The 25,883-nt window shown below is 61.0% G+C and carries 24 protein-coding genes and 3 tRNA genes; 9 read left to right on the top strand and 18 right to left on the bottom strand.

Annotation, left to right across the window (positions count from 1 at the left end; all coding sequences use genetic code 11):
- Positions 1-37: 37 nt before the first annotated feature.
- From FHJ80_RS02955 to FHJ80_RS02940, 4 genes are all read right to left on the bottom strand, one after another.
- Complete coding sequence (locus FHJ80_RS02955; protein ID WP_176558203.1) at positions 38-418, bottom strand: metalloregulator ArsR/SmtB family transcription factor; 381 nt, start codon at positions 416-418, stop codon at positions 38-40.
- A 143-nt stretch (positions 419-561) separates the two neighbouring features.
- Positions 562-637: transfer RNA gene (locus FHJ80_RS02950), tRNA-Asn, on the bottom strand.
- Between the two features lie 38 nt (positions 638-675).
- Positions 676-751: transfer RNA gene (locus FHJ80_RS02945), tRNA-Asn, on the bottom strand.
- 88 nt (positions 752-839) lie between these two features.
- A tRNA-Asn gene (locus FHJ80_RS02940) sits at positions 840-915 on the bottom strand.
- Positions 916-1,103: 188 nt separating this feature from the next.
- On the opposite strand from FHJ80_RS02940, the gene miaB reads away from it, so the two are divergent.
- The 5 genes from miaB to lnt all read left to right on the top strand — a co-directional run bounded on the left by miaB (position 1,104) and on the right by lnt (position 6,584).
- Complete coding sequence (gene miaB, locus FHJ80_RS02935; protein WP_139525541.1) at positions 1,104-2,447, top strand: tRNA (N6-isopentenyl adenosine(37)-C2)-methylthiotransferase MiaB; 1,344 nt, start codon at positions 1,104-1,106, stop codon at positions 2,445-2,447.
- Positions 2,448-2,533: 86 nt separating this feature from the next.
- Positions 2,534-3,622: a PhoH family protein gene (locus tag FHJ80_RS02930; protein WP_139525540.1), complete on the top strand. Its 1,089-nt coding sequence runs from the start codon at positions 2,534-2,536 to the stop codon at positions 3,620-3,622.
- Positions 3,619-4,083, top strand: coding sequence for an rRNA maturation RNase YbeY (gene ybeY / locus FHJ80_RS02925; RefSeq protein WP_139525539.1), 465 nt, complete (start codon positions 3,619-3,621; stop codon positions 4,081-4,083). The genes FHJ80_RS02930 and ybeY overlap by 4 nt, the downstream gene beginning before the upstream one ends.
- A 110-nt stretch (positions 4,084-4,193) precedes the next feature.
- Positions 4,194-5,078 (top strand): HlyC/CorC family transporter, encoded by an 885-nt coding sequence (locus FHJ80_RS02920; RefSeq protein WP_139525538.1) that lies wholly within the window; start codon positions 4,194-4,196, stop codon positions 5,076-5,078.
- Positions 5,079-5,126: 48 nt separating this feature from the next.
- On the top strand, positions 5,127-6,584 hold the full coding sequence (gene lnt / locus FHJ80_RS02915) for an apolipoprotein N-acyltransferase (RefSeq protein ID WP_139525537.1): 1,458 nt from the start codon (positions 5,127-5,129) through the stop codon (positions 6,582-6,584).
- Positions 6,585-6,674: 90 nt separating this feature from the next.
- Here lnt and phaC read toward each other — a convergent pair whose 3' ends face one another.
- The 5 genes from phaC to prmB all read right to left on the bottom strand — a co-directional run bounded on the left by phaC (position 6,675) and on the right by prmB (position 11,690).
- Positions 6,675-8,528, bottom strand: coding sequence for a class I poly(R)-hydroxyalkanoic acid synthase (phaC, locus tag FHJ80_RS02910; RefSeq protein WP_139525536.1), 1,854 nt, complete (start codon positions 8,526-8,528; stop codon positions 6,675-6,677).
- 104 nt (positions 8,529-8,632) lie between these two features.
- The gene (locus FHJ80_RS02905; protein ID WP_139525535.1) at positions 8,633-9,043 is read right to left on the bottom strand and encodes a phasin family protein; all 411 of its coding nucleotides are present in this window, start codon (positions 9,041-9,043) and stop codon (positions 8,633-8,635) included.
- A gap of 150 nt (positions 9,044-9,193) precedes the next feature.
- The gene (locus tag FHJ80_RS02900; protein WP_139525534.1) at positions 9,194-9,565 is read right to left on the bottom strand and encodes a hypothetical protein; all 372 of its coding nucleotides are present in this window, start codon (positions 9,563-9,565) and stop codon (positions 9,194-9,196) included.
- A gap of 60 nt (positions 9,566-9,625) precedes the next feature.
- Positions 9,626-10,717, bottom strand: coding sequence for a chorismate synthase (gene aroC / locus FHJ80_RS02895; protein ID WP_139525533.1), 1,092 nt, complete (start codon positions 10,715-10,717; stop codon positions 9,626-9,628).
- Positions 10,718-10,730: 13 nt separating this feature from the next.
- Complete coding sequence (gene prmB / locus FHJ80_RS02890; RefSeq protein WP_139525532.1) at positions 10,731-11,690, bottom strand: 50S ribosomal protein L3 N(5)-glutamine methyltransferase; 960 nt, start codon at positions 11,688-11,690, stop codon at positions 10,731-10,733.
- 150 nt (positions 11,691-11,840) lie between these two features.
- Here prmB and FHJ80_RS02885 point away from each other — a divergent pair, with 150 nt between their 5' ends.
- Entirely contained in the window at positions 11,841-12,404 is a 564-nt protein-coding gene (locus tag FHJ80_RS02885) for a Smr/MutS family protein (RefSeq protein ID WP_139525531.1), read from the top strand.
- A 17-nt stretch (positions 12,405-12,421) separates the two neighbouring features.
- Here FHJ80_RS02885 and FHJ80_RS02880 read toward each other — a convergent pair whose 3' ends face one another.
- Positions 12,422-13,438 carry a patatin-like phospholipase family protein gene (locus FHJ80_RS02880; protein WP_176558202.1) on the bottom strand — a complete coding sequence of 339 codons (1,017 nt, stop codon included), beginning with the start codon at positions 13,436-13,438 and terminating at the stop codon, positions 12,422-12,424.
- 60 nt (positions 13,439-13,498) lie between these two features.
- Positions 13,499-14,371 carry an alpha/beta fold hydrolase gene (locus FHJ80_RS02875; RefSeq protein WP_255303846.1) on the bottom strand — a complete coding sequence of 291 codons (873 nt, stop codon included), beginning with the start codon at positions 14,369-14,371 and terminating at the stop codon, positions 13,499-13,501.
- Positions 14,372-14,451: 80 nt separating this feature from the next.
- Between FHJ80_RS02875 and FHJ80_RS02870 the strand changes: the two genes are divergently transcribed.
- The 3 genes from FHJ80_RS02870 (at position 14,452) to FHJ80_RS02860 (ending at position 16,552) form a co-directional block, all read left to right on the top strand.
- The gene (locus FHJ80_RS02870) at positions 14,452-14,634 is read left to right on the top strand and encodes a hypothetical protein (RefSeq protein ID WP_139525529.1); all 183 of its coding nucleotides are present in this window, start codon (positions 14,452-14,454) and stop codon (positions 14,632-14,634) included.
- A gap of 89 nt (positions 14,635-14,723) precedes the next feature.
- Positions 14,724-15,167 carry a LexA family transcriptional regulator gene (locus FHJ80_RS02865; RefSeq protein ID WP_139525528.1) on the top strand — a complete coding sequence of 148 codons (444 nt, stop codon included), beginning with the start codon at positions 14,724-14,726 and terminating at the stop codon, positions 15,165-15,167.
- Positions 15,164-16,552, top strand: coding sequence for a Y-family DNA polymerase (locus tag FHJ80_RS02860; protein WP_139525527.1), 1,389 nt, complete (start codon positions 15,164-15,166; stop codon positions 16,550-16,552). Before FHJ80_RS02865 ends, FHJ80_RS02860 begins: the two co-directional genes overlap by 4 nt.
- Here FHJ80_RS02860 and FHJ80_RS02855 read toward each other — a convergent pair.
- From FHJ80_RS02855 to FHJ80_RS02825, 7 genes are all read right to left on the bottom strand, one after another.
- On the bottom strand, positions 16,475-17,938 hold the full coding sequence (locus FHJ80_RS02855; RefSeq protein ID WP_139525526.1) for a sodium-dependent transporter: 1,464 nt from the start codon (positions 17,936-17,938) through the stop codon (positions 16,475-16,477). The two genes, FHJ80_RS02860 and FHJ80_RS02855, sit on opposite strands and share 78 nt — an antisense overlap.
- Positions 17,939-18,072: 134 nt before the next feature.
- The gene (locus tag FHJ80_RS02850; protein WP_139525525.1) at positions 18,073-19,455 is read right to left on the bottom strand and encodes an L-serine ammonia-lyase; all 1,383 of its coding nucleotides are present in this window, start codon (positions 19,453-19,455) and stop codon (positions 18,073-18,075) included.
- A gap of 183 nt (positions 19,456-19,638) precedes the next feature.
- Positions 19,639-20,505, bottom strand: coding sequence for a formyltetrahydrofolate deformylase (gene purU, locus FHJ80_RS02845; RefSeq protein WP_139525524.1), 867 nt, complete (start codon positions 20,503-20,505; stop codon positions 19,639-19,641).
- Between the two features lie 58 nt (positions 20,506-20,563).
- Entirely contained in the window at positions 20,564-21,196 is a 633-nt protein-coding gene (locus FHJ80_RS02840; protein ID WP_139525523.1) for a sarcosine oxidase subunit gamma, read from the bottom strand.
- Positions 21,189-24,239 carry a sarcosine oxidase subunit alpha family protein gene (locus FHJ80_RS02835; RefSeq protein WP_139525522.1) on the bottom strand — a complete coding sequence of 1,017 codons (3,051 nt, stop codon included), beginning with the start codon at positions 24,237-24,239 and terminating at the stop codon, positions 21,189-21,191. Before FHJ80_RS02835 ends, FHJ80_RS02840 begins: the two co-directional genes overlap by 8 nt.
- Entirely contained in the window at positions 24,236-24,577 is a 342-nt protein-coding gene (locus FHJ80_RS02830; protein WP_139525521.1) for a sarcosine oxidase subunit delta, read from the bottom strand. Before FHJ80_RS02830 ends, FHJ80_RS02835 begins: the two co-directional genes overlap by 4 nt.
- A 24-nt stretch (positions 24,578-24,601) precedes the next feature.
- Entirely contained in the window at positions 24,602-25,852 is a 1,251-nt protein-coding gene (locus FHJ80_RS02825; protein ID WP_139525520.1) for a sarcosine oxidase subunit beta family protein, read from the bottom strand.
- Positions 25,853-25,883 lie beyond the last annotated feature (31 nt).

Raw genomic sequence — 25,883 nt, 5'->3', positions numbered from 1 at the left:
CTTCGGGCTGGCGTTTTTTGTATGTCATCGATGGCTGTTAACAGAGCGCCGCACGCCGCGCCGGGCGATCTCCCATGCGCGCCAAGCGTTGCGTCAGCGCTTCCAACGGCACTGCACTCCCCTGCGCACCCGATGCGATGATCGACTGCGCCCAGGCCGGCAGCTGCGGCGCCAAACGGTAGTAGACCCACTGCCCCTCCCGCTGATCGACCAGCAAGCCACACTGTCGCAGCTGTGCCAAATGGCGCGACACCTTGGGCTGAGACTCCTCAAGCGCATAGGTCATCTCACACACGCACAGCGACTGCTCGCGGGCAATCAGCAGCACCAGCATCAGCCGCGTCTCATCGCTCAAACACTTGAACACCTGCAGCGCCTGCAGGCTAGCCGCTTCTCCCACGACACCTTCCCACGCCATGAATTGGAAACATAGTGTACGCCATACGATAGGCAGGCGTTAAGAAGGGACGGACAGCTAACAAATGCACACGTAAAAACACCCAAGATGCCAGTTGGCAACGGGCGATAGAATCATTCAGATAGGAAAGGTGATACGCTAAATGGCTCCCCGAGCAGGACTCGAACCTGCGACCCAATGATTAACAGTCATTTGCTCTACCAACTGAGCTATCGGGGAACGTTTACCTTATCGGTAATAATAGCAGAACAGCGATGTGGCTCCTCGAGCAGGACTCGAACCTGCGACCCAATGATTAACAGTCATTTGCTCTACCAACTGAGCTATCGAGGAACATCGTTTGCTGTTGCGTCTGAGCTGGAACCGACGACTTATCAGTGTTTGCGTAGATTGACCTAAGCCACTGTGCCGATAAGTTTTTTGGCTCCTCGAGCAGGACTCGAACCTGCGACCCAATGATTAACAGTCATTTGCTCTACCAACTGAGCTATCGAGGAACTGCTCAAACACGGTGCGTAGTATACTGATTGAATCGCGCGGGTCAAGTATCGATTATGGGGGAGTGCTAGCCCCTGGTTGGCTGTGTCCGTATAATGCAGCCATTCGACGGCAGCGCTGCACGCTGTCTCACCGTTATTTCATTCATCCCTCGTCCCCTTTGACGACCCATAGATGACAGGTACCGATGGCGAAGAAGCTCTTCATCAAAACGCACGGCTGCCAAATGAACGAGTACGACTCCTCGCGTATGGCGGACCTACTCGGCGAATCTCACCAGCTAGAACTCACCGATAACGAGAAGGAAGCAGACGTCATTCTTCTCAACACCTGCTCCATTCGTGAAAAGGCGCAGGACAAGGTGTACCACCAGCTAGGCCGCTGGAAAAAGCTCAAAGACGCCAATCCAGACTTGGTCATTGGTGTGGGCGGCTGCGTAGCCAGCCAAGAGGGTGAAGCGCTGCGCAAACGCGCCCCTTACGTGGACATGATCTTTGGCCCGCAAACGCTACACCGCGTGCCGAAGATGCTCGACGCCCGCAACAATAATCAGATTGCGGCGGTGGACGTCACTTTCCCGGAAATCGAGAAGTTCGACCACTTGCCCCAGCCCAAGTCCGATGGCGCGACGGCGTTCGTGTCGGTCATGGAAGGCTGCTCCAAGTACTGTACGTTCTGCGTGGTGCCCTACACCCGTGGCGAAGAGGTCTCGCGACCCTTCGAGGCGGTGATGGACGAAGTGATCCACCTGGCCGACCAGGGCGTGCGCGAGATCAACCTGCTGGGCCAGAACGTCAACGCCTACCGGGGGGAGAACGACGATGGCGACGAGATCGACCTGGCCGAGCTGATTGCCTGCGTGGCCGCCGTCGACGGTATCGACCGCATTCGCTTCACTACCTCGCACCCAGTGGAATTCACTGACAGCCTGGTCGACGCCTTTGCCGAGATCCCCGAGCTGGTCAGCCACCTGCACCTACCGGTGCAGTCCGGCTCCGACCGAATTCTCAGCGCCATGAAGCGCGGGCACACGGCAGAAGAGTACATCGAGAAGATGGAGCGCATCCGCGCGAACCGCCCGGATATTAGCTTCTCCTCCGACTTCATCATCGGCTTCCCCGGTGAAACGGAAGAAGATTTCGAAGCGACGATGGATCTGATTCATCGCATCGGCTTCGACCACTCGTTCAGCTTCGTCTACTCGGCGCGCCCCGGCACGCCGGCATCGGGCTTGGCCGACGACACGCCAGAAAGCGTCAAGAAGCAGCGCCTGGCCATTCTGCAGGAGCGCATCCTGCAGCAAGCGGCGCAAATCAGCCGCCGTATGGTGGGCTCTACCCAGCGCATCCTGGTCACCGGGTTCTCGCCCAAGGACCCCGGCCAGCTCTCCGGGCGCACCGAGAACAACCGAGTCGTCAATTTCCGTGCCGCCAACCCCACCGAACTGATCGGCTACTTCGTCGATGTCGAGATCACCGAAGCGCTGCCCAACTCGCTGCGTGGCGAGCTTGCTTCGGGCGAGCGTTATTGATCGCTCGCCTATCCTATGTAATTGCCCCGGCCCCGCCGGGGCAGTAAGCTGAGACTCACACACATCAACTAACGGGTTTCTTACTCTTGAGCCAGCCATCACCTCAGGCCAATCGCATCATTACCCTAAGCCTTGAACCCAATGACCCGCAGCGCCTTGCCAGCCTCTGCGGCCAGCAGGACGAGCACCTAAAGCTGATCGAGAGCCGCCTGGACGTGACGTTGCGCAACCGTGGCAACGTTTTTCAACTGGCCGGTGCCGCGAATCGTATCAAAGCGGCTGCCAACGTGCTGGAACACCTCTACCGTGAAACCGCTGCCGACGAACTCTCGGCGGATACCGTGCATCTATTCCTGCAGGAGTCAGGCCTGGAAGCACTGGAGGAGGAAGAGGACGGCGAAGGCGGTAGCGATGAAGTGATCATGCGCACCCCGCGTGCCATGATCAAACCCCGCGGCCTGAACCAGCAGCGCTACGTGCAGAGCATCCGCGAGCACGACATCAACTTCGGCATCGGACCAGCGGGTACCGGCAAAACGTACCTTGCCGTAGCGGCTGCCGTGGAAGCGCTCAACCAGCAAGAGGTGCGCCGCATCCTACTGGTCCGCCCAGCGGTGGAAGCGGGCGAAAAGCTCGGCTTCCTACCGGGGGACTTGGCGCAAAAGATCGACCCGTACCTGCGCCCGCTATACGACGCGCTGTACGAAATGATCGGCTTCGAGCAGGTGGCGAAACTGATCGAGCGTCAGGTGATCGAGATTGCCCCGCTGGCTTACATGCGTGGCCGCACGCTCAACAACTCGTACATCATTTTGGACGAGAGCCAGAACACCACGCCGGAGCAGATGAAGATGTTTCTGACGCGGATCGGCTTTGGCTCCACGGCGGTCATCACCGGCGACATTACCCAGGTCGACCTGCCCCGGGGGCAGCGCTCGGGGCTGTCGCAGGTGCTGGACGTGCTCAAGGATACCCCCGGCATCGGCGTGACCCACTTTGCCGCGAAGGACGTAGTGCGTCACCCGCTGGTGCAGCGCATCATCGAAGCCTACGACGAGTTCGAGTCTCAGCAGGAAGTGGCCGAGCGTGCCCGGCGTGAAGCCCGCCAGCAGGAGCGCGAAGCGCGTATGCAGGCCATGGAGCGCAACAGCAGCCCGAGAGAGAACGACCGATGAGCACTATCGTGATCGACCGGCAGGCGGCCATCGATGAGCCGCTGCTCCCTTCGCTCGAACAGCTCACCCACTGGGTGGGCTGTGTCTTTTCTCGTCATCCGGACGACGAGCGTCAAGAGTTGACCATTCGTTTCGTCGACGAAGAGGAGAGCCAGGCGCTCAACCGCGACTATCGCGGTAAAGACAAGCCCACCAACGTGCTCTCGTTTCCGTTCGAGAACCCACCTGGCATCACTCTTCCGCTGCTGGGTGACCTAATCATTTGTCACGCCGTGGTCGCCCGCGAAGCCGACGAACAGCAGAAGCCGCTGGCCCACCACTATGCACACATGGTCGTACACGGCACCCTTCACTTGATGGGCTACGATCATATCGACGACCAGGAAGCCGAAGAGATGGAGCAATTAGAGCGTGAGCTGTTGGCTTCCCTCGATATTGCTGATCCTTATCACGCGTCCTAAATCCAGCGAACGTTTAGAGTGGTGTCAACGGCCACTCAGTGATACAACGATGGCGTGTATGTACGATCATCCTAGCAACACCTTTTTTGGTAACTGAGAGATTTGACGCAATGAGCGAAGACCGATCGAGCAACCCCAATCAAAAATCATGGCTCGAGAAACTCTTTGGCGCCCTTTCCGGAGACAACGACGAACCCAGCTCACGAGACGAGCTGATGACGTTTTTACGCCACACCGCTGGCAAACTGAAGCTCGATCAAGACGCCATCATGATTATTGAAGGGGCGCTCGATATCAGCGATCAGCAGGTGCGTGAAATCTTGATCCCACGCTCTCAGGTCACGGCCATTACCCTCGATCAAACGCGGGAAGATTACCTGCCGCTAATCCAAGAAACCGGCCACTCCCGCTACCCCGTGGTGGGCGAAAATCTGGACGACGTGAAAGGTATCCTGCTGGTCAAGGATCTACTGCCCCTGCTGTCGCAATCGCAAGAGAGCCGCGACGCCTTCAAGCTGGAAGACGTGCTGCGCCCAGCGATGTTCATTCCCGAATCCAAACGTCTGAATACGCTGCTCAAGGAGTTTCGCGAGACCCATAACCATATGGCGATCGTGGTGGACGAGTACGGTGGCACGGCGGGGATCATCACCATCGAAGACATTCTCGAACAGATCGTCGGGGATATCGAAGACGAGCATGATACCGATGAAGAGGACGATATCCGTACGCTGGAGAACGGCCACTTCGCCATTCGCGCCCTCACTCCCATCGAAGACTTCAACGAGCGTTTCGGCACCGAATTCTCCGACGACGAATTCGACACGGTGGGTGGACTGGTCATGCAGCAGTTCGGTCACCTTCCCGGCCGCGGCGAACACACGACGCTAGGCGGCTGGCGCTTCGTCATCTTGAACGCCGATAATCGCCGTATTCGCCTGCTCGAAGCCTACCGCGACAGCGACGCCGCTGACGACGAGCATCAGGACGACTAGATGGCCGTCCTCCCACTGTCTTTACTACCCTGCAGATAGGATATCGCCATGGGGTTCACACCCACGTTGATGCTACAGCTGCTCGCCGCTCTGGTGGCGGGCGGCTTTACCACGCTGACCGCCTCCCCCTTCGAACTCTGGTGGCTAGGCCCGGTGGCCATGGGCCTTCTTTACGTGGGCCTGCACACGCTGACTCCGCGCCAGGCGGCGCTGAAAGGCTGGCTTTATGGCGTGGCGTTATTTGCCAGCGGCACCTCTTGGGTGTACGTCTCGATTCACGATTACGGCTATACCGGGGTGCCGCTGGCGGTGTTTTTGACGGCGCTCTTCGTTGGGGTGCTGGCGCTCTTCTTTGCGGGCACGTTCTGGCTCTATCGCCGCTTCATCGGCCCCCGCTGGGCGCTGCTCACCTTTGCTGGTGCGTGGGTGCTGGGCGAGGTGCTGCGCACTTACTTGTTCACCGGCTTCCCTTGGCTGCTGGTCGGCGCGAGCTACGTGGACTCCCCACTGGCCAACTGGGCCCCAGTAGGAGGTGTCTACCTACTCTCGCTGCTGGTGGTGCTCACCGGCACGCTGGGAGCGGAACTATTGCGCCGCCAGTGGTGGGTCGCCCTGCCGCTGGCCGCCATCTGGCTGGCCCCGCTGGCACTACCCAGCCAGTGGACCACACCGGTCAGCGAGCCTACCCGCGTGGCGCTGCTACAGGGAAACTTGCCGCAGCTGCTGAAGTGGACCCCCGAAGGCCAGCGTACCGCGGCCAATACCTACAGCGAGCTGACGCGCGAAGTGGCGGATGAGACGGATCTGATCGTGTGGCCGGAAACGGCATTGCCCATGATCGATAGCCAAGCACGGCCCGTGCTGGAGCGAGTGCAGTCCAACCTGCCGCCTGAAACGGCTCTCATCACCGGCATCGTGCAGTTGGATGAGAACGACCGCTACTTCAACAGCGTGATTGGCGTTGGCAACGTGGAAGGCAGCTACCAAAAAGAGCACCTGGTGCCGTTTGGTGAGTACCTGCCGCTGGAGAGCCTGCTGCGCGGCGCCATCAACTTCTTCGACTTGCCCATGTCCAGCTTTACCAAGGGCGCCTCCGAGCAGGTGCCAATGCAAGCAGCAGGAGTGGCGATCGGTAACGCCATTTGCTACGAGATCATCTACCCAGCGCTGGTCGCAAAGCGGGCGGCAGATAGCGGCGTGATCGTGACCGTCTCCAACGATACCTGGTTCGGCGCCTCCATCGGCCCGCACCAGCACCTGCAAATGGCGCGCCTGCGCGCCTTGGAGAACGGCCGTTACGTGGTACGCGCCACCAGCAACGGCATCACCGCCATCATCGACCCACGTGGCGACGTAGTGGAGCGCGCGCCGCAGTTCGAGACCACCTATCTCACCGGCGAGTTTTACGCCATGGAGGGGCTGACGCCGTTCAACCGCCTGGGCAGCCTGCCCGTTTGGTTGCTGGCGGGGCTACTGCTGCTACCGGGCGTCGTGCGTCGGCGGTAACGGTTGCGGCGCAGCGGCCATCAAAAAGCCCCCTGACACGTTCGTGGCAGGGGGCTTCGTTTTAGGCGGGCTTCTAACAGCCCTCGCCGATCAGGTGCTGCTAGGAATTTCTCCGAGCACTTCTGGAATGGTCATGCGCACGTAGCGGCCCGGCGCGGCTTCGATCACCTTCAGCTCGCCCGCACCCGGCTGGCGGGCGGGCACCATCTTTTTCGGGTCCGCATCGGCGTAGCCGTTCTCCGTCACCCACGCTTGCCAATGGGGCCACCAGGAGCCTTCGTGGAAGGTCGCGCCCTCCTGCCAGGCGTCGTGGGTCTCGGGCAGCGTGTCGTTGGTCCAGTAGCCATACTTGTTCTTATGAGGCGGGTTCACGATACCGGCAATATGCCCGGAACCGCCCAGCACGAAGGTCGTCGGGCCTTTGGGCAGCAGCGCACCGTAGTAGGTGCTGTTCCACTTGGCGATGTGATCCTCTTTGGTGGAGACGAAATAGCTGGGCGCCGAAATTTTGCGCAGGTCGATGTTGACGCCGTCCAGCTCGATGCCGCCCGGCTCCACCAAACGGTTCTCCAGGTACATATGACGCAAATACCATGCGTGAGTGCCAGCCGGCAGGTTGGTGCCGTCGGTGTTCCAGTAGAGCAGGTCGAAGGCTGCCGGAATCTCACCCTTCAGATAGTTGTTGATGTAGAACGACCAGAACAGGTCGTTCTCGCGCAACAGATTGAAGGTATAGGCCATGGATCGGCCATCCAAATAGCCCTGCACCTGCATGGTTTGCTCAATGCCCTGCACCACACGCTCGTTCAAGAACACGCCGATATCGCCCGGGTCTCGAAAATCCTGCAACGTGGCCATGTAGGTGACCGATTTCACCTTGCGGCCACGGCGGGTGCTGGTGAGGTAAGCCACCGTCGAGGCGGTCAGCGTGCCGCCCACGCAGTAGCTCAGCAGGTTGACCGACTTCTCTCCGCACGCCTTTTCGATGGCCTCCATGGCGCTGATCGGGCCCATCTGCATGTAATCGGCCCAGGTAATGTCACGCTGCTCGGGACCTGGGTTACGCCAGGAGATCAGAAACACCGTGTGGCCTTGGTCGACCATCCACTTTACGAGCGAGTTATCTTCACGCAGGTCGAGGATGTAATACTTGTTGATCCAGGGCGGCACGATCAATAGCGGCGTCTTGAACGTTTTTTCGGTGGTCGGCGTGTATTGAATGAGTTGGATCAGCTCGTTTTCATACACTACGGCGCCAGGCGTTACCGCGATGTTCTCGCCCACGCCAAAGGCGCTGCGGTCGGTCATGCGTACGTTGATACCCTCTGCCGAGTTGGCGAGGTCTTCACGCAGCCGTGCCAACCCATCGACCAAATTCTGGCCTTTGGTTTCCAGGGTACGGCGCATCACTTCTGGGTTGGTCAAGACGAAGTTGGTGGGCGACATCGCGTTCACCAACTGGCGGGCGTAAAACGCCAGATTACGCTTATGAACGGGGTCCAACCCGTCGAGGTCGTTAATCAGCTCGTCGACCATCTGCGAAAACAGCAGATACTGCTGCATGATCGCCATGTAGTAGGGATCGGTGGTCCAGGCGTCGTCCTTGAAGCGGCGATCATGTTTGGGCGGGGTCACGAACGGGGTGACCTGCTCTCCGGCCATGGCGCGCACTCCCTGCTGCCATAAAAGCCACTGGTCTTGCATCAGCCGCGACTGGGTTTGCCACAGCAAATTTGGGTTGCTCATCAGCGAGCGGGCGGCGGCTTCGAAGCTCTCGCGCATATCGCTGTAGACGGAGTCGGCGGCTTCGCTGGGCGCCATGCGTGTCAGTAAGTCGCCTAACAGAGCGTTGTACTGCTCACCAATGTCGTCGAGCTGCGCCTTCCATGCCTCCATCTCTTCTTGAGAGTAGTGTTGAGACGGCATTTTCCACCCTGACTGCATACCCCTTCCCCCTCACCTGCTGGGCGGCATCCGCCCCGGCAACGCTTTCAAGAACACGACAAACGAAGGCGGCGCCTCGATGGCGCCGCACGGCTCGTTCACGATCAGCTTTTGCGAGACGACTGGCTCGTCGCTTTAGCGGGCTGCTCGCCTTTGGCGGCGGCGCTGGCCTGTTCGGTCATTTTTTGCCCGGCTTCGCTAAACAGCTTCTCCATTTCGGATTTGAACTGCAGGCTCATCTCGCTCATCGCTCGCGCGTCTTCCTGCATTTGTTGGGAGAGCTCGTTCATCATTTCTGCTTGTTGGGTGCCGAAATCGCGCAGGCTCTCGGCGTCGCTGATCTCCGTGGCACTGCGGATGCGCTCGGTGCCCATTTGGGTATAGCGCTTCATCGCTTCGAGCTGATACTGGGTCATTTTTTCCATGTTGTTGAGCATCAGCGAGTTCATCTTGCGCATCGGCTCGAACATTTGGCGGGTCTGGGCGTTGAAGGCGTCCATCATTTTGTCTTGCATGGTGATTGCTCCTATCTCTCGTTCCTTGGCATGAGCCGGGAGTGGCTCATCACATCGCAAATTGCTGCACCGCAAAAAGAGTAATACGCGCCATGCTGCTTTGCAATATACTCCCGCCGCAGTGCTCCCCATCGATAGCGCCTAACTCGCCTACCCCTTGGCCCGAGAGCGAGAAGAGGCCGTGGCTTTCGCCTTGGTCGTTTTCTCATTGGCCGCCGACGAAGGTTCGCTATCCGTTTGGCTGGCACTACCGCTGTGGGCGCTACCGGCCTGGCGCAGCATATCCAGCATCATCTGTTGATAGGTGCCAAAATTGGCCAGCCCCTGTGAAAGCCCCTGCTGCATCATGGGTTGCTGCAAAAAGGGGCGCATCAAGCTCATGGGGTCATAGCCCTCTACCCCTGATTCCATCTGCCGTTGAATGTTGTTCAGCAAGTTCTGCTGGAACGCTTCCACATCGGGGAGTCCCAGCGACTGCCGAAACTCATCGGGCGTCAGGTCAAACTCAACGTTAATTTTCATAGGGAACTCCTTAACCGTCTTCCTTGAGTGTAGCAGCGAACTTCTCGGCGTACCTTGGCGTTATCGCTGACCCAAACGCGGTGTATCAACGCTAACGTCGGCGTTTTGGCCACGATGGCGAAGCCAGTGATCGAGCAGCGTCATGGCCATCATGGCTTCGGCGATGGGCGTTGCCCGAATGCCCACGCAGGGGTCGTGACGCCCTTTGGTGATCACCTCGACCGGCTCGCCGTATACATCGATGGAGCGTCCGGGCGTGGTAATGCTGGACGTCGGCTTCAGCGCCAGCCGCGCGACGATGGGCTGGCCGCTGGAAATGCCGCCCAGCACGCCGCCTGCGTGGTTGGAGAGAAAGCCTTCCGGCGTCATCTCGTCGCGGTGTTCGCTGCCGCGCTGGGCAACGCAGCCAAAGCCCGCGCCGATTTCGATCCCTTTTACCGCGTTGATACTCATCAAACCGTGCGCTAGATCAGCATCCAGGCGGTCGAAGACCGGCTCGCCCAGACCCACGGGCACGCCCTCGGCAATCACGGTGATTTCCGCACCCACGGAGTCCTGATCCCGGCGAAGCTGATCCATGTAGGTTTCCAGCTCAGGGACCTTATCGGGGTCGGGGCAGAAAAAGGCGTTCTGATCGACGGCGTCCCAGGTTTTGAAGTCGATCTTGATCGGTCCGAGCTGGCTCATGTAGCCACGAATCTGAATACCCTGTGCCGCCAGCACCTTCTTGGCAATGGCACCGGCCGCCACGCGCATGGCGGTTTCACGGGCACTGGAGCGGCCGCCCCCTCGGTAGTCGCGGTGGCCATACTTGTGGTGATAAGTGTAGTCCGCGTGGGCGGGGCGGAACTGGTCCTTGATCTTGGAGTAGTCCTTGGAGCGCTGGTCGGTGTTTTCGATCAGCAGGCCAATGGAGGTGCCGGTGGTCTTGCCGTCGAACACGCCGGAAAGAATGCGCACCTGATCCGGCTCTTTGCGCTGGGTGGTGTGGCGCGAGCTGCCGGGGCGACGGCGATCCAGGTCGCCTTGCAGATCCGCTTCGCTAATCGCGATACCGGGAGGGCAGCCATCGATGATGGCTCCCAACGCGGGACCGTGGCTTTCGCCAAAAGTAGTGACGGTAAACAGTTTGCCAAACGTATTGCCAGACATGGGCGTTAATTCCTCACGCAAAAGACGCCGCATGGGCGTCGAGTTCAGCGGCGCTCAGGGCGAACACGCCCTGGCCGCCACGCTCGAGTTCAAGCCAGATGAACGGCACCTCGGGGAAGGCGGCCTCCACGTGGCGGTCAGAGTTGCCGACTTCGACGATCAGCCAGCCCTCTTCCGTTAAGTGTTGCCGCGCCTCGCGCAGAATGCGCCGCACGATATCCAGGCCGTCGCTGCCGGCGCCCAGCGCCAGCGACGGCTCGTGGCGGAACTCGGCGGGCATGGTGGCCAGATCGCGCTCATCGACGTAGGGCGGGTTGGAGACGATCAGGTCGAAGCGCTGGCCTTCCAGGCCGTCGAACACGTCCGATGCCACGGCGCGCACGCGGTCGCCGACATCGTGACGGGTAATATTTTGCCGCGCCACGGCCAAGGCATCCTGGCTGATATCCGCCAGCGCCACTTCACAGGTGGGCAGCACCAGCGCCGTGGCAATGCCGATACAGCCAGAGCCGGTGCATAAATCCAGCACGCGGGCGGGCGGCTCTTCGGGGAACCAGGCGGCAAAGCCATCTTCGATCAGTTCAGCCATCGGCGAGCGGGGGATCAACACGCGCTCATCGACGTTGAAGGGATAGCCAGCAAAGAAGGCTTCGCCCAGCAGGTACGGCAGCGGGCGGCGCGTGGTGACGCGCTCACGAGCGAGGCGAATGATCCGCTCGCGCTCGACGGGCAGCAGCCGCGCATCCAGCACGGCGGGATCGACGTTCCAGGGCAGATGCAGCGCACCCAGGCAGAGCGCTACCGCCTCGTCCCAGGGCGACTGCGTACCGTGCCCATAGTGCAACCCCGCCAAATAGAACTCACTGGAAACCCAGCGCAAATAGTCTCTCAGCGTGAAAAGCTCGCTGATCAACGCAGATTCCGGCTGCGCTAACGTCGAGGGGAAGGACTCATCGGTGAGATGCGTGGTCACAAGGGCTCCTGGCGTCAAAAATTCGTTAGGGGGATTGTACCTTTGACGCCGCCCGGTTCACAGCAGCGCTAGGCTCGCTATACTGTCTCGCCTTAGCGTTTTTATTCATCGCCGTGTTTTTCACCACTACCTTGTTGATTCGAGCCGACCATGACGCGACACCTGCCCAACGATGACGATATCAGTGCCTTTCGCCAAGCGCTGCAGGCGGCAGGGGTGCGCCGTATTGCCACTAACCAAGCCGATCCCGGCAAGCCCAAGCGCCCGTCAGAGGCCAGCGAAGCGCGCCGCCGCGCGGCGGTGGAGAGCAACACGCCGCAAACCAGTGGGCGCACTTCCGATGGCCGGGTAGAGGCCGTGCGGCCCTCGGAGTATCTTGAGTTCAGCGTTCCCGACCTCCCCTGGCGTACCTTTAGCCAGCTCAAACGGGGCCAAACGGCATGGCAGGCGGGGTTGGATCTGCACGGCTACACCTTGGAAGAGGCGCGTTTGGAGCTGGAGAGTTTCTTGCGCGACGCCGCCGCCCAGGGGCTGCGCTGCGTGCTGGTGGTGCATGGCAAGGCGTGGGGCACCACGTCCGACTTCCCTGTGCTGAAAAGCCACACCAACGCCTGGCTGAGAGAGTGGCCCGGCGTGCTGGCGTTCTGCTCTGCCACCGATATCGATGGCGGCACCGGGGCGGTGTATATCTTGCTGCGTAAGCGTGGCCAGTAGGGTTGTTTCTAACGTGTTTACTCCGCCGCATCCGAGGCGATGCTCGGCATGCGTCGCTCCAATGCCTCATCGGCCAAGTGACGGCCTAACCGAATCAACTCGTTGGCACGGTGGAATTCATAAGTGCTGCAAACCGTTTTGGGAATCTCGATCAGTACGTCGGGCGGGTAGCCCGCCACTTTGTACTTCGCTAGTGCCGCCTGAGTAATATCGAACGACTCCAGAATCATATCCAGCTTACCCCACTCACGCTTGCCACGCAGGTCCACGGTTTCGTCATCGTCGCTCTCGTCGACACCACCGCCCAAACCGCCCCACAGCCGCCGGGTGGTGGCGCGCACCTCTTCTATCCAGCCACCAATATTGGCGTCCCGATCACGCACTAGGGCGGTGCGTTCGTCATCGTGTGCCTCTTTGGGTAGCAGCTCATCCAGCGTGACGGGCTGCGGGCTGTGGGCGGTAACGTTCACCGCCACCACGAAATCCGCCTCATGGGCCGCCAGAATCGGCATCATGGGGAGCGGATTGAGCAGCCCGCCATCCACCAGCACCTGCTCACCAACGTGTACCGGCGTGATCACTCCCGGCACGGCAATCGAAGCGCGGATGGCACGCAGTAGCGGGCCGTTTTGAAACCAGACTTCTCGCTGGCGCACCAAGTCCGTCGCCACGGTGGTCACCGGAATGGGCAGGTCTTCGATCAGCCGATCGCCTACCAGCTCTTCGAGCTTGCTCATCACTTTGTTGGCGCGCATCGCGCCCATGGGGCTCCAAGTCACGTCGACCAGCTTGAGCACGTCTAGGTAATCGAGGTTACACACCCAGTCGCGATACTCCGGCAGCTTACCCGACGCGTAAATGCCGCCGATCAGCGCGCCCATGGAGCATCCGGCTATCGAAATGATCTCGAAACCTCGGGCTTCTAGCGCCTCGATCACGCCGATGTGTGCATACCCCCTTGCACCACCGCTACCTAACACCAGAGCGACTTTATTGCCGCCCCCCAGTGCTCTCTGCGTCAATTGGCTAACCACGTTCTGACCCTCCTTGTTGGCCTAGCGACCCATGGGTGTGCGTTGGCTTTTCATGCACCATCAACTGGCTAAGCAGTGTTCACGAGAGATCACGTCGGCCACGCGTTCGACGGCCTGCGGCTCCAAATGCAGATGATGACCGCCTGACAGCACGTGCCGGGCGAGCGTCGGCACTGCCTGCCGCGCCTGAACGGCCCATGCCCGCTCGCCCAAAATACCTCGTTCTCCTTCTATCAATAGCACCGGTGCGCGAATCTCGCTCAGTACGGCCAGCACCTGCTGGGGCGTAAAGCGTACCAGCGAGGGTTTGAGCAGGCGGCTATCGGTACGCATCTGCACCTTACCATCGGCGGTGATTTGAGTATTGCGCTCGACCAAAGGCATCGCGGTGATACTGTCCAACGGCGTGACACCGCCCGCCACCCGGGCCGCCACGGCGCTTTCCAGGTCAGGATAACGCGGCGTGCGTGAAGAACTGCGCCGATGAGCGATGACGCCTTTGCGCAGCTGGCTAACCGTCTCTTCTGGCGGCGTATTGAGCGCGCCCAAGCCGTCCAGCAGCACCAGTTGCGCGACCTTTTCTGGCAAGGCAGCCGCGATCAAACAGGCAACCGCCGCGCCCATGGAGTGCGCCAGCAGCGTGGTCTGTTCGAGGCCTAGGTCGTCCATGGTATCCAGCACATCATGGGTGTAGTCCCAGAGCGCGTAGTCGCTGCCCGCAGGTGCATGGACGGAGTGCCCGTGGCCACGAAAATCGATCGCCACGATGCGAATGCCCAATGTACTCACCAAGTGCGGGGCTAGGCGTGTGAAGCTCGCGGCGTTATCCAGCCAGCCATGCAGCGCCAGCCAGGTGGGCGCGTCACGCTGTCCCCAGCTCAGGGCCGCTAACCGCCCATCGGCCAACGAAAGCGACTGAGGCGCCGCACTCATTCGAGAAGCGTCCTTCATAAATCAGTGTCTCACAGCGAAAATCCGGCGCGTCAGATGACGCTATGGATGCAAACATTAGGATGCAAACGTTACCATGCTCGACGCAGCGCTTGCGCTGCTTTTACGCGGCCACGGGCCACGACGCCGATTATTTTTTGATGGAGATTGCCATGAAACCTCGCCGCGATACCCGCGTTCGCAACCTTGTGTTTTTTATCACGGTCATTAGTGCCCTAGTCGTGGGGCTGTGGCTGGCCCGCTAAGAGGCGAGCTTGCAATTTTTACCTCGTGGATAAATACTGTTTATTTATACTGTATATAAACACACCATTCATTCTCGAGGATACCGACGATGCCGTCTCAACTCGCCCCCGTTGCGACAGCCTTGCCGTTAACGTCTCAGCCGCTGCCGTTTCCTCCCTTGCGAGGCCGCGCAGGCTTTAGTGGCTTTCCTTCTCCGGCACAAGACTATGAGCCGCGCACCCTCGACCTCAATGCGCGGCTGATCAAACATCCCACCCAGACGTTTTACCTCACCGCCGCTGGCGACAGCATGGAGGGCTGGGGCATCTTCGAGGGAGATTTACTGGTCGTCGACCGCAGCGTCACGCCCCGCTTAGGGCATATCCTCGTAGCCATGTTCGATAACGAAGTGCTGATCAAACGCTACGCGCTGTATCGCGGCACGCCACACCTCTGCTCTGCCCACCCCCACTACCCGCCGCTGCCACTGGAAGACACCGACTGTCAGCACTGGGGCGTGGTGCGTGCCGTCATACACGAGTACCTGCCATGATCGGGCTGGTAGATGCCAATAACTTCTATGTCTCCTGCGAGCGGGTGTTCAACCCAGCGCTAGAAGGCAAGCCGGTTGGCGTGATGTCGAATAACGATGGCTGTGTGATTGCCCGTTCGGCGGAGATGAAAGCCATGGAGATCGCCATGGGCACGCCCGCCTACCAGTTAGAGGGGCTGCGCCGCCGTGGCGTGATTCACCTGCTCTCTTCCAACTACGAGCTGTATGGCGATATGTCGGCAAGGCTGGCCCAGCTACTGCGCGATGCCTGTCCCGAGGTCGCCCCCTACTCCATCGACGAGATGTTCATCTACTTGGACGGCTTCGATGATGCCCAGTGCCAAGCCATCGGTGCAGCGCTGCGCCGCCGTATTCGTCGCCATTTAGGGCTGCCCGTGTGCGTGGGCCTTGCGCCGACACACACGCTGGCCAAGCTGGCGAACCACGTAGCGAAAAAGCAGCCGCATTATGAAGGGGTATGTTTACTTCAAGGCGATAGCGCGACTACCCATGTGCTGCTCAAACAGCTCGCCGTTAGCGACGTGTGGGGGGTCGGGCGACGCTTGGCGGAGCGGCTAGCGGTGAGCGGTATTCGCACCGCCTGGGACCTGCGTGAGTGCGACCCGAAACTGCTGCGCAAACGCTTTTCCGTGGTAGTGGCACGCACCGCACTGGAACTACGCGGTACGCCCTGCCTAGAGATGAACGCCGTGGAGCAGCCCCGTCAACGCATCATGACTTCACGCTCGTTCGGTCAAGCCACCGGCGTCAAAGCGGACCTGCACGCGGCGCTGCGCCGCCACGCCCAGCGCAGCGCCGAAAAACTGCGCCAGCAGGGCAGCCTGGCCCGCGCGGTGATGCTGTTTTTGAATACCAACCGCCACCGCAAAGATCAGCCGCAGCGCTCGCCCAGCGCGATGATTCCACTCGACGCGCCTACCGACGATACCCGTATCCTCTTGGAGGCCGTTCGCGAAGGGCTCGACCAGATGTACCTGCCCGGCTTTCAGTTCATGAAAGCGGGCGTGATGCTGCTGGATTTGGTGGATGCGCAGCAGTATCAACTCTCGCTGCTACAGCCTGCCGCCAAAGCACACCCGCACTTGATGAAGACGGTCGACGCCATCAACCAGAAGATGGGGCAAGGTACGCTACGCTTTGGTATGACCGATGCCGACGCACCTTGGCAGCTGCGCTGTGCGCATCGCTCCAAGCGCTATACCACGTGTTGGGATGAGTTAATGGAGGCAGGCACTCACCCTGGCGCCATCGCTGAGGCCAGGGCGAGACGAGAAGCGCAGCAGCGCTTAGCGGGAAGAAAGCGCTCGGCGAAGACGCGGGCTAATGGCTTCGCCCACCACGGCCACGAGCACCAACAGCGCTAGCAGCACCGGCCAGTGGGCCGCAAACGACACCTGGTACAGCCCGAGAGCATCGACGAAGATCACCAGAATGCCCAGCGGGCTCACATAGCGCACCATGGCCAGCCACAGTGCATAGGGCAGTGGCGCAAGACCCAGCTCGTCGCGGAAGGTCTCGCTGTTCAGCACGAAGCCCGCCAGCAGCACCATACCCAGGCCACCCAACGGCATCATCCAGCGCGAGGTGAGGTAGTCCAACCAGTCGAAGAAGTGCTTGCCCGCCAGCGTCCAGTCTGCGCCCAGGTTGAACGACAGCATCGCCAGCGTGCTGATCAGCCACAGCACGATGCCGGTGGCCCAAGCTGCCGACCGACGGCTCATGCCTTTGTTATCGCACAGCCAAGAGACCGTCGCTTCCACCATGGAGATCGACGAGGTGAGCGCGGCCATGGAGAGCATCAAGAAGAACAGCACGCCAAACAGCGACCCCAGCGGCATGGCCTGAAACGCCAACGGCAGGCTCATGAAGAGCAGGCCCGGGCCTTCGCCGGGATTCATACCGTTGGCAAAAATCACCGGGAAGATCGCCAGCCCCGCCATCAGCGCCACCACGGTATCGGCCACGGCCACGCTCAAAGTGGTGCGGCCAATGGAGGCACCTTTGGGCAGGTAGCTGCCGTACGTCAGAATCGCTCCCGACGCCAGCGAGAGGGTAAAAAACGCGTGGCCCAGCGCCGCCAGCATCCCTTCGCTGGAGAGGCTGCCCGCCTTGAAGGAGAACAGGAACGCGACCGCATCGCCGAAGCCGCCAGAAAATATCCCGAAGGCGATCAGCAGCAAGAGCATCAGCACGAGGCCAGGCATCATCCAGCTGACGTTTTTCTCGATACCCTCTTGAACGCCTTTACCGACGATGAACATGGTCAGCAGCGTGACCAGGGTGCTCCAGCCGCCGAGCGCAAAGGGGTTCGCATTGTTGGCGCCGAACACGGCGGCCATGTCGTCCACGCTGGACCCCGCCAAGCCGCCGGAGAGCATCTTCCATAGGTAAGAGAACGACCAGCCCGCCACCACGACGTAGAACGACAGAATCATGAAGCCGCAGAGCATGGCCATCCAACCCAGCAGCGACCAGGCCGACGACCCACCGGATTCGTTCACCACACGGCGGATGGCGTCGATGGGGCTCCCGCGCCCCCGGCGGCCGAAGGCGATTTCCGTCATCATGACCGGCACGCCCACCGCCAAAATACACGCCAAGTAGACCAGCACGAAAGCCCCACCACCGTACTCGCCGGTGATGTAGGGGAATTTCCAAATATTGCCCAGCCCCACCGCCGAGCCGGTGGCCGCCAGCATAAAGCCCCAGCGGCCCAGCCACTGAATGCGAGGTTGTCCCGAAGACGCCATGACCATCTACCCTGTCGGAAAAAAGCGCCTATCCTAGTGGATTTTGTCGCGAATGCCCACGATGCCTGTGCAATACGCCTTTAACGCTCTTTCCCCAGCCCTTTCTCCGACCCTTTCTCTAGCCTTTTGCGGTATCAGCATTCGATGGCATTGACGGCCAGCCCGCCTTTGGAGGTTTCCTTATATTTATCGAGCATGTCTTTACCCGTATCACGCATGGTGCGGATCACTTTATCCAGCGAGATGAAGTGCGAGCCATCGCCCCGCAGCGCCATCTGCGCGGCATTGATGGCCTTGACCGTGGCAATCGCATTGCGCTCGATACAGGGGACTTGCACCAGCCCGCCGACGGGATCGCAGGTCAGCCCCAAGTTGTGCTCCAAGCCAATTTCGGCGGCGTGTTCGACCTGCTCGGGCGTTGCCCCCATCACGTCGGCCAGGCCAGCGGCCGCCATGGCACAGGCGGAGCCCACCTCACCCTGGCAGCCCACTTCAGCCCCAGAGATCGACGCATTCTTCTTGCAGAGAATGCCGATGGCGCCCGCGGCCAGCAGAAAGTCCACCACCTGCTTTTCACAGGCGTTGGGCTGGAACTTCATGTAGTAGTGGAGAACGGCGGGGATGATACCCGCCGCGCCGTTGGTAGGCGCCGTGACCATGCGCCCGCCAGCCGCGTTCTCCTCGTTGACCGCCAGAGCGAAGATGTTCACCCACTCCATGGCCGAGAAGGTCGAGGCAATCAGGCAGTCGTTCTGCTCTGCGGTTTGCAGACGCTGATAGAGCAGCTTTGCCCTACGCTTCACTTTCAGGCCGCCCGGTAGAATGCCTTCGTGGGTCAGCCCGTTGTCGATGCACTCACACATCACTTGCCAGATACGCCATAGCTCGTTTCTGATTTCCTCTTCGCTGCGCCACACCTTCTCGTTCTCCAGCATCAGCTGGCTGACCCGCAGCCCGTGATGCTTGCAGAGCGACAAGAGCTCATCGGCGGTATCGAAGTTATAGGGCAGCACGAGGCCCTCGAGGTCGTCCAGCGGCTTGTCTACCTGGGACTGCTCCACGACGAAGCCGCCCCCCACCGAGTAGTAGGTATTGTCGTAGAGCAACGCGCCTTCCGACGTGTACGCAGCCAGCCGCATGGCGTTAGGATGGTGCGGCAGGCTCTCTTCGTGGAAATGAATGTCCGCGTCCCAGTCAAAGGGCACCTCTTTCTGGCGACCGAGACTCAACGACCGAGATGCTTTCAAGCGCTCGATCGACGGCTCGATCACTGCAGGATCGATCGTGTCGGGCCTCTCACCCAGCAACCCCATGATGATGGCGTGATCGGTCGCGTGCCCGACCCCCGTGGCTGAGAGCGATCCGTAGAGATGTACGTCCAGATGCCCGACGTCGTTGAGCAGCTGTCGATCTCTTAGCTGGGTCACGTACGTATAGGCGGCCAGCATGGGCCCGACGGTATGCGAACTGGAGGGACCGACTCCAATCTTAAAGAGGTCGAAAACACTGATAGGCATTGGAGCACCTCTTTACCTATGCACGGGAGGACATCAGGCCGTGCCTGATACCTAGGATGAGTGAACGAACGATGGTTAAAACGACGGTCGGTGTCGAACGGCGTGTACGCCGTTCGACGTCTTGATTGGGCAAGGTGTCACTGGCAAGCCAAGACGGGGGCTCGGCGAGCGCCCGTCAACGTATCAGTTACCGAACACCACCGTGCGACCCGAGTAGAAAAACACGCGGCGCTCCAAGTGGTAGCTAATCGCCCTTGCCAGGGTCAAACACTCGATATCACGCCCCTTGGCCACCAGGTCTTCGGGATAGTGCGTATGATCGACCGGCTCGACCCCTTGGGCGATGATCGGGCCCTCGTCGAGGTCGTTGTTGATATAGTGCGCCGTGGCACCCACCAGCTTGACGCCTTTTTCGTAGGCCTGGTGGTAGGGTTTGGCCCCTTTGAAGCCGGGCAGCAGCGAGTGATGGATATTGATGGCGCGTCCCGCCAGCAACTCGCACATGGAAGGAGACAGCACTTGCATGTAGCGGGCCAGCACGACCAGCTCGGCGTCGGTCTCGGCGATGATGTCGCGTACCTGGGCTTCCTGCTGCAGCTTCGTTTCGGGGGTGATCGGCAGATAGTAGTAAGGCAAACCGTGCCACGCCGCCAGTGGCTCCAGGTCCGGATGGTTGGAGACCACGGCTTTGATGTCCAGCGCCAGCTGCCCCGTGCGATAGCGGTAGAGCAGGTCGTTCAGGCAGTGATCGGCCTTGGAGACCATGATCACGGCCCCGGTGCGCTTGCCCGGCGCGGTTAGTTCGAACTGCATGTCGAACTCCCGCGCCCTGGCCAGAAAATCAGCGTCGAAGCGCGCTTCATCGAACGTATCGCACTCCGGACGAAACTCGGCGCGGATGAAGAAGCGTCCACCCAACCGATCATCGAACGAGTTCAACTCGGTGATGTAGCACTGCTGCTCTTTCAAAAAGCGCGTCACGACGTCGACCGTTCCCAAACGGCTCGGGCACTGGGCGGCAAGAATCCAGGTATCGCTCATTCGGCTCATAATGTGTCTCTCGATGGGGCAGACGATCACCGCCGGAACACCGTTCCGGCGGGTCCGCTCATTGTTCTACGTGAACGCCATACTCGGCGGCTGCATCCAGCAACCAGCGGTAGGAGTAGTCGGCGAAGCTACGGCGTATCACGAGCTCCCAGCACTCTTCACTGGGGCGACGTAGATTGACGGTCGCCTTGGCGAAGACGGTCGTCACCCCCTTGCCGACAGGAAAATGGCTGGGATGGACGTCGTAGACCACCGTTTTCATCAACAGCTCTCGGGCCGCCTCGCCGGTGAGTTCGAGCAGGGTCTGCCCGCCGCTGACGTCGCTGATGGCGAAGTGCGCATCCGCCAGACGCTCGCGCAGCTTGGTTTCCAGCGGATACTCCTCGCCACCGGGCACGATCACCAGCCACTCGTCCGGGGAGAGCCACTGAATGGAGCGCTCGCCGCTGGCATCGTGCACTAGCGCCTGCGGGCGCCCCGGCAAGCCAATGCCTAGCACGTCGCGCACCGCTTCGTCGAGCACGATGGCACCTCCGCGCAGCACCAGATGGCCGAGCATTGCACGTTCGCGTATTTTCAGCCGATAACTGCTGCCCCGTGGGGCGCCGCTGCGCCGGTAGCTGTAGGCGAGCGGAGACTCCACTGGGACAGCGGTATCGGTACGGGTGTCAAAAGTGGCCGCATTAGACATTCTGGCGCTCTCCCTTCGGGTCGTAGAAAACGGAGCTGACGATTTCGGCTTCGTGGGTTTGGCCATCGGCCATGGGGAGGTAGACCGTCTCTCCCATCTTCCTAAGGCCGCCTTTGACCACGGCAAGGGCAAACCCAGCGCCCAGCGTCGGACTGTAGTAGCTGGAGGTCACGTGCCCTGCCATGGGCATGGGAATAGCGTGGTTCGGGTCGAACACGATCTGCGCCCCCTCTTCGAGGACGACCTTGGGATCCTTCGGCCTGAGCCCCACCAGCTGCTTACGATTCTCACGCTTGGTGTCGCTACGCGTCAGCGCCCGCTTGCCAATCCAGGAAAACGGCTTGTCGTAGCCGACGCACCAGTGCATGCCCAGATCTTCTGGCGTCACCGAGCCATCGGTCTCCTGCCCCACGATGATGAAGCCCTTTTCAGCGCGCAGCACGTGCATGGTTTCGGTGCCGTAGGGCGTCAGGCCATACTTTTCACCATGTTTGAACAGCGTTTGCCATACGTGCATGGCGTAGTTGGCCTGGACGTTGATCTCGAAGGTCAGCTCGCCGGTGAAGGAGATGCGGAAGACCCGCGCCGGTACGTCGGCCACCTTGCCAGAGCGCCACTCCATGAACTTGAAGCCGTCCCGGTCGAGATCGATGTCGGTGATCTCTGAGAGCAGCTTGCGCGCCTCGGGACCGGTGACGGTCATCGTGGCCCAGTGGTCGGTCACCGAGGTGAAGTAGACGTCCAGCTCCGGCCACTCGGTTTGATGCCACAGCTCCAGCCACTCGAGAATGGCCGCCGCGCCGCCGGTCGTGGTGGTCATCAGGAAATGGTTCTCGGCCAGACAGCTCGTGACGCCGTCGTCGGTCACCATTCCGTCGTCTTTACACATCAAGCCGTAGCGGCACTTGCCTACTGCCAGCTTTTCCCACTTGTTGGTATAGACCCGCGCCAGAAACTCACGGGCGTCAGGGCCTTGAATGTCGATCTTGCCTAGCGTCGAGGCGTCGAGGATGCCGACCTTTTCGCGCACCGCCAGGCACTCACGCGCCACGGCCTCATGCATCGTTTCGGTCTTGCCATTGACCTTCTGCGGGTAGTACCACGGCCGCTTCCACTGGCCGACGTCCTCGAATTCGGCACCACGCTCGACGTGCCACTGATGTAGCGCCGTGTAGCGCTCAGGATCGAAGAGTTCGCGGCAGTGTCGACCGACGATGGCGCCAAACGTGACCGGGGTATAGTTGGGACGGAAGACCGTGGTGCCGACCTCGGGAATCGAGCGTCTCAGGCAGCGGGCCGCGATTGCCATGCCGTTGATGTTTCCCAGCTTGCCCTGGTCGGTACCGAACCCCATAGCGGTGTAGCGCTTGACATGCTCGATGGACTCGAAGCCCTCGCGGGTCGCAAGCTCGATACCGGCCGCCGTCACGTCGTTCTGCAGATCGACGAACTGCTTCGGCGCACGCGTCGTCGCTTTCTCGTGGGGCACTTGGAACAGCGCCACCGCCGGGCCCTGCTGCAACGGCTCGACGCTGGGCGCATTGACGACCTCGGTGGTTTTGCCCATGGCAGCCGCCGCCTTGATGCCCGCTTCGATGCCCGCCACGAGCACGTCACCCAGGGCATAGGTGCCGTTGGCACCGCCGCAGGCCTGGACGCCTTTCACGAGCCCCGGCACGAAACCGATGATCTCGTCGTTCCAGGTCGGCCGAGCGCCCGTGTGAGATGCCAAGTGAATCACGGGGCTGTACCCACCGGAGCTGGCGATGGTATCGCAAGCTAGCTCTTGCACCGCGCCGTTCACCTTGAACGCGTCGATATCGATAGGGGCGACGCGCGCCGCAGTGACCCGATTGCTGCCTTTGGCCTCGATCACGGCGCTGCCGGTGATGATCTTGATACCCTGGGCGCGAGCAGCGTCGATCCAATCGCCCTTTGGCGCTTCGCGAGCATCGACGATCGCCACCACTTCATGACCCGCCTCTTTCCAATCGAGAGCCGCGCGATAGCCGTAGTCGTTGCTGGTGGAGAGCACCAAACGGCGACCGGGCACCACGCCATAGCGACGGATATAGGTGGACACGGCCCCGGCCAGCAGGTTGCCGGGAATGTCGTTACCGGCATAGACCAGCGGGCGCTCATGGGCGCCCGTGGCCAAGATGACCTGACCGGCGCGTACGCGATGCATGCGCGAGCGCACCGGGCGATGGCCGTGGACCACCGGCGCGGTCTCCCCCAGATGCTCGGTACGCCGCTCGTGCAGCGTGACGAAGTTGTGGTCGTGGTAGCCGTTCGCCGTGGTGCGCGGGAGCAGCGTGACGTTGTCACAGCCCGCCAGTTCGTCGAGTACCTGGGCGACCCACTGATCGGCGGGTTTGCCTGCCAGCATCTCACGGGTATCCAGCAGCGATCCGCCCATTTCCTCTTGCTCGTCGGCGACGATCACTCGCGCACCGCTGCGTGCCGCTGCCAGGGCGGCCGACAGGCCTGCCGCACCGGCGCCCACCACCAGCACGTCGCAGTGCTGGTGGAGGTGGTCGTAGCTGTCCGGATCGTTCTCCAGGGGGCTGCGGCCCAGTCCCGCCGCCTTGCGGATGTACTTTTCATACGTCATCCACATCGATGCCGGGGCCATGAAGGTCTTGTAGTAGAAGCCGGGCGGCATGAACTGACCGCCGATCTTGCCCACCAGCCCCATCATGTCGCGCTGCACGTTTGGCCAGCCGTTGGTGCTGCGGGCCGTCAAGCCGTCGAACAGCGCCTGCTGGGTCGCACGTACGTTGGGCACCTGGGCCGCTTCGCTGCTGCCAAGCTGCACGATGGCATTGGGCTCTTCGGCCCCCGCCGCCACGATGCCGCGGGGCCGTGAGTATTTGAAGCTGCGATTGACGATATCGACACCGTTGGCCAACAGGGCCGACGCCAGGGTATCTCCTGCCTGGCCTTGATAACGCTGGCCATTGAAGGTGAAGCTCAGCGTGCGTGAGCGATCGATACGGCCGCCGGTGTCAAGGCGGTAGGCTTGTTGCTTGGACTGGCTCATGCCCGCACTCCTTCTGGACGACTCTCCGCGACCGCTTCGCGAGGCGCTGTCTGGCTCTCGGCCGTGATCGACGGCTGCTCACCCATCTTGTAGGTCTCGAGAATTTCGTAGCTCACCGTGTGACGCGTGACGTTGAAGAACTTGCGGCACCCCACTGCATGCACCCACATTTCGTGGTGCACGCCGCGCGGATTGTCGCGGAAGAACAGATAGTCTCCCCACTCTTCGTCGCTGCACTCCTCGGGCTGTTTGGGACGCTCGATGTGCGCCTGACCCTTGGGGTGAAACTCCTCTTCTTCACGGTGTTCGCCGCAGTAAGGGCAATAGATATAGAACATGCGAATTCTCCTCGCTTACAAACCCTAGTGGGCCACACCGGCAGCGCCGTGTTCGTCGATCAGTGCACCGCTGTGGAAGCGGAACATGGAGAACGGCTCGGCAATCGGATGCATCTCACCTTTGGCGAGGCTGGCAGCGAAAACGTGCCCCGACCCCGTGGTCGCTTTGAAGCCGCCCGTGCCCCAACCGCAGTTGAAGTAGAGGCCTTTGACCGGCGTCTTGGAAATGATCGGGCAGGCGTCCGGACAGGTATCCACGATACCGCCCCACTGACGGTTCATGCGCACCCGAGAGAAGATCGGGAACATCTCGACGATCGCTTGGAGCGTATGCTCCACGGTCGGGTAGCTGCCGCGCTGGCCGTAGCCGTTGTAGCCGTCGATACCCGCACCGATCACCAAATCCCCCTTGTCGGATTGGCTGACATAGCCGTGGACGTGGTTGGACATCACGACGGTGTCGAGAATCGGCTTGATCGGCTCGGAGACCAACGCCTGCAGCGGATGGGACTCTAGCGGCAAGTTGAAGCCCGCCATCTTGGCCAACACGCTGGAGTTACCGGCGGCCACGCAGCCCACGGTCTTGGCCTCGATGTCACCGCGATTGGTGTGCACGCCGTAGATCTTGCCGTCACGGATCTTGAAGCCGGTGACTTCGGTCTGCTGAAGGATGTCCACGCCGTGAGCATCGGCACCCCGGGCGTAGCCCCAGGCCACGGCATCGTGGCGAGCCACACCGGCACGCGGCTGCCAGGAGGCACCCATGACCGGATAGCGGGCGTTCTTGGAGCAGTCCATGATGGGCACCAGCTCTTGCACGCCCTTGGCATCCAATACTTCACCGTCGATACCGTTGAGGCGGTTGGCATTCACCCGGCGCTGGATATCGCGCATGTCCTGCAGCGTGTGCCCCAGGTTGAGCACGCCCCGCTGCGAGAACATGACGTTGTAGTTGAGATCCTGGGAAAGCCCTTCCCACAGTTTCATGGCGTGTTCGTAAAGCGCCGCCGCCTCGTCCCACAAGTAGTTGGAACGCACGATGGTGGTATTACGCGCGGTATTGCCACCGCCCAACCAGCCTTTTTCGATCACCGCGACGTTCTTGACGCCGAACTCTTTGGCTAAGTAGTAAGCCGTGGCCAAACCATGGCCGCCGCCACCGACGATGATCACATCGTACTGTTTCTTGGGCGTGGGATTGCGCCATTGGCGCTCCCAGTTCTCATGGTGGCTCAGCGCGTGCTTGACCAGGCCGAAGCCGGAATAGCGTTGCATAGTGGTCTCCTTAGTTCAGCCGCGCCGGGCC

Source organism: Halomonas sp. BL6 (assembly GCF_006228115.1).
GTDB lineage: Bacteria > Pseudomonadota > Gammaproteobacteria > Pseudomonadales > Halomonadaceae > Vreelandella > Vreelandella piezotolerans.
This window is presented reverse-complemented; position numbering and strand designations above follow the sequence as displayed.

Coding starts and splice junctions, on each gene's coding strand:
- FHJ80_RS02920 (WP_139525538.1), top strand. CDS start 4,194: ATGAGCGAAGACCGATCGAGCAACCCCAATCAAAAATCATGGCTCGAG.
- FHJ80_RS02900 (WP_139525534.1), bottom strand. CDS start 9,565: ATGAAAATTAACGTTGAGTTTGACCTGACGCCCGATGAGTTTCGGCAG.
- FHJ80_RS02860 (WP_139525527.1), top strand. CDS start 15,164: ATGATCGGGCTGGTAGATGCCAATAACTTCTATGTCTCCTGCGAGCGG.
- lnt (WP_139525537.1), top strand. CDS start 5,127: ATGGGGTTCACACCCACGTTGATGCTACAGCTGCTCGCCGCTCTGGTG.
- ybeY (WP_139525539.1), top strand. CDS start 3,619: ATGAGCACTATCGTGATCGACCGGCAGGCGGCCATCGATGAGCCGCTG.
- FHJ80_RS02835 (WP_139525522.1), bottom strand. CDS start 24,239: ATGAGCCAGTCCAAGCAACAAGCCTACCGCCTTGACACCGGCGGCCGT.
- FHJ80_RS02905 (WP_139525535.1), bottom strand. CDS start 9,043: ATGCAAGACAAAATGATGGACGCCTTCAACGCCCAGACCCGCCAAATG.
- purU (WP_139525524.1), bottom strand. CDS start 20,505: ATGAGCCGAATGAGCGATACCTGGATTCTTGCCGCCCAGTGCCCGAGC.
- FHJ80_RS02855 (WP_139525526.1), bottom strand. CDS start 17,938: ATGGCGTCTTCGGGACAACCTCGCATTCAGTGGCTGGGCCGCTGGGGC.
- FHJ80_RS02870 (WP_139525529.1), top strand. CDS start 14,452: ATGCAAACGTTACCATGCTCGACGCAGCGCTTGCGCTGCTTTTACGCG.
- FHJ80_RS02875 (WP_255303846.1), bottom strand. CDS start 14,371: ATGAGTGCGGCGCCTCAGTCGCTTTCGTTGGCCGATGGGCGGTTAGCG.
- FHJ80_RS02865 (WP_139525528.1), top strand. CDS start 14,724: ATGCCGTCTCAACTCGCCCCCGTTGCGACAGCCTTGCCGTTAACGTCT.
- FHJ80_RS02885 (WP_139525531.1), top strand. CDS start 11,841: ATGACGCGACACCTGCCCAACGATGACGATATCAGTGCCTTTCGCCAA.
- FHJ80_RS02830 (WP_139525521.1), bottom strand. CDS start 24,577: ATGTTCTATATCTATTGCCCTTACTGCGGCGAACACCGTGAAGAAGAG.
- FHJ80_RS02840 (WP_139525523.1), bottom strand. CDS start 21,196: ATGTCTAATGCGGCCACTTTTGACACCCGTACCGATACCGCTGTCCCA.
- FHJ80_RS02825 (WP_139525520.1), bottom strand. CDS start 25,852: ATGCAACGCTATTCCGGCTTCGGCCTGGTCAAGCACGCGCTGAGCCAC.
- phaC (WP_139525536.1), bottom strand. CDS start 8,528: ATGCAGTCAGGGTGGAAAATGCCGTCTCAACACTACTCTCAAGAAGAG.
- miaB (WP_139525541.1), top strand. CDS start 1,104: ATGGCGAAGAAGCTCTTCATCAAAACGCACGGCTGCCAAATGAACGAG.
- FHJ80_RS02850 (WP_139525525.1), bottom strand. CDS start 19,455: ATGCCTATCAGTGTTTTCGACCTCTTTAAGATTGGAGTCGGTCCCTCC.
- aroC (WP_139525533.1), bottom strand. CDS start 10,717: ATGTCTGGCAATACGTTTGGCAAACTGTTTACCGTCACTACTTTTGGC.
- FHJ80_RS02955 (WP_176558203.1), bottom strand. CDS start 418: ATGGCGTGGGAAGGTGTCGTGGGAGAAGCGGCTAGCCTGCAGGCGCTG.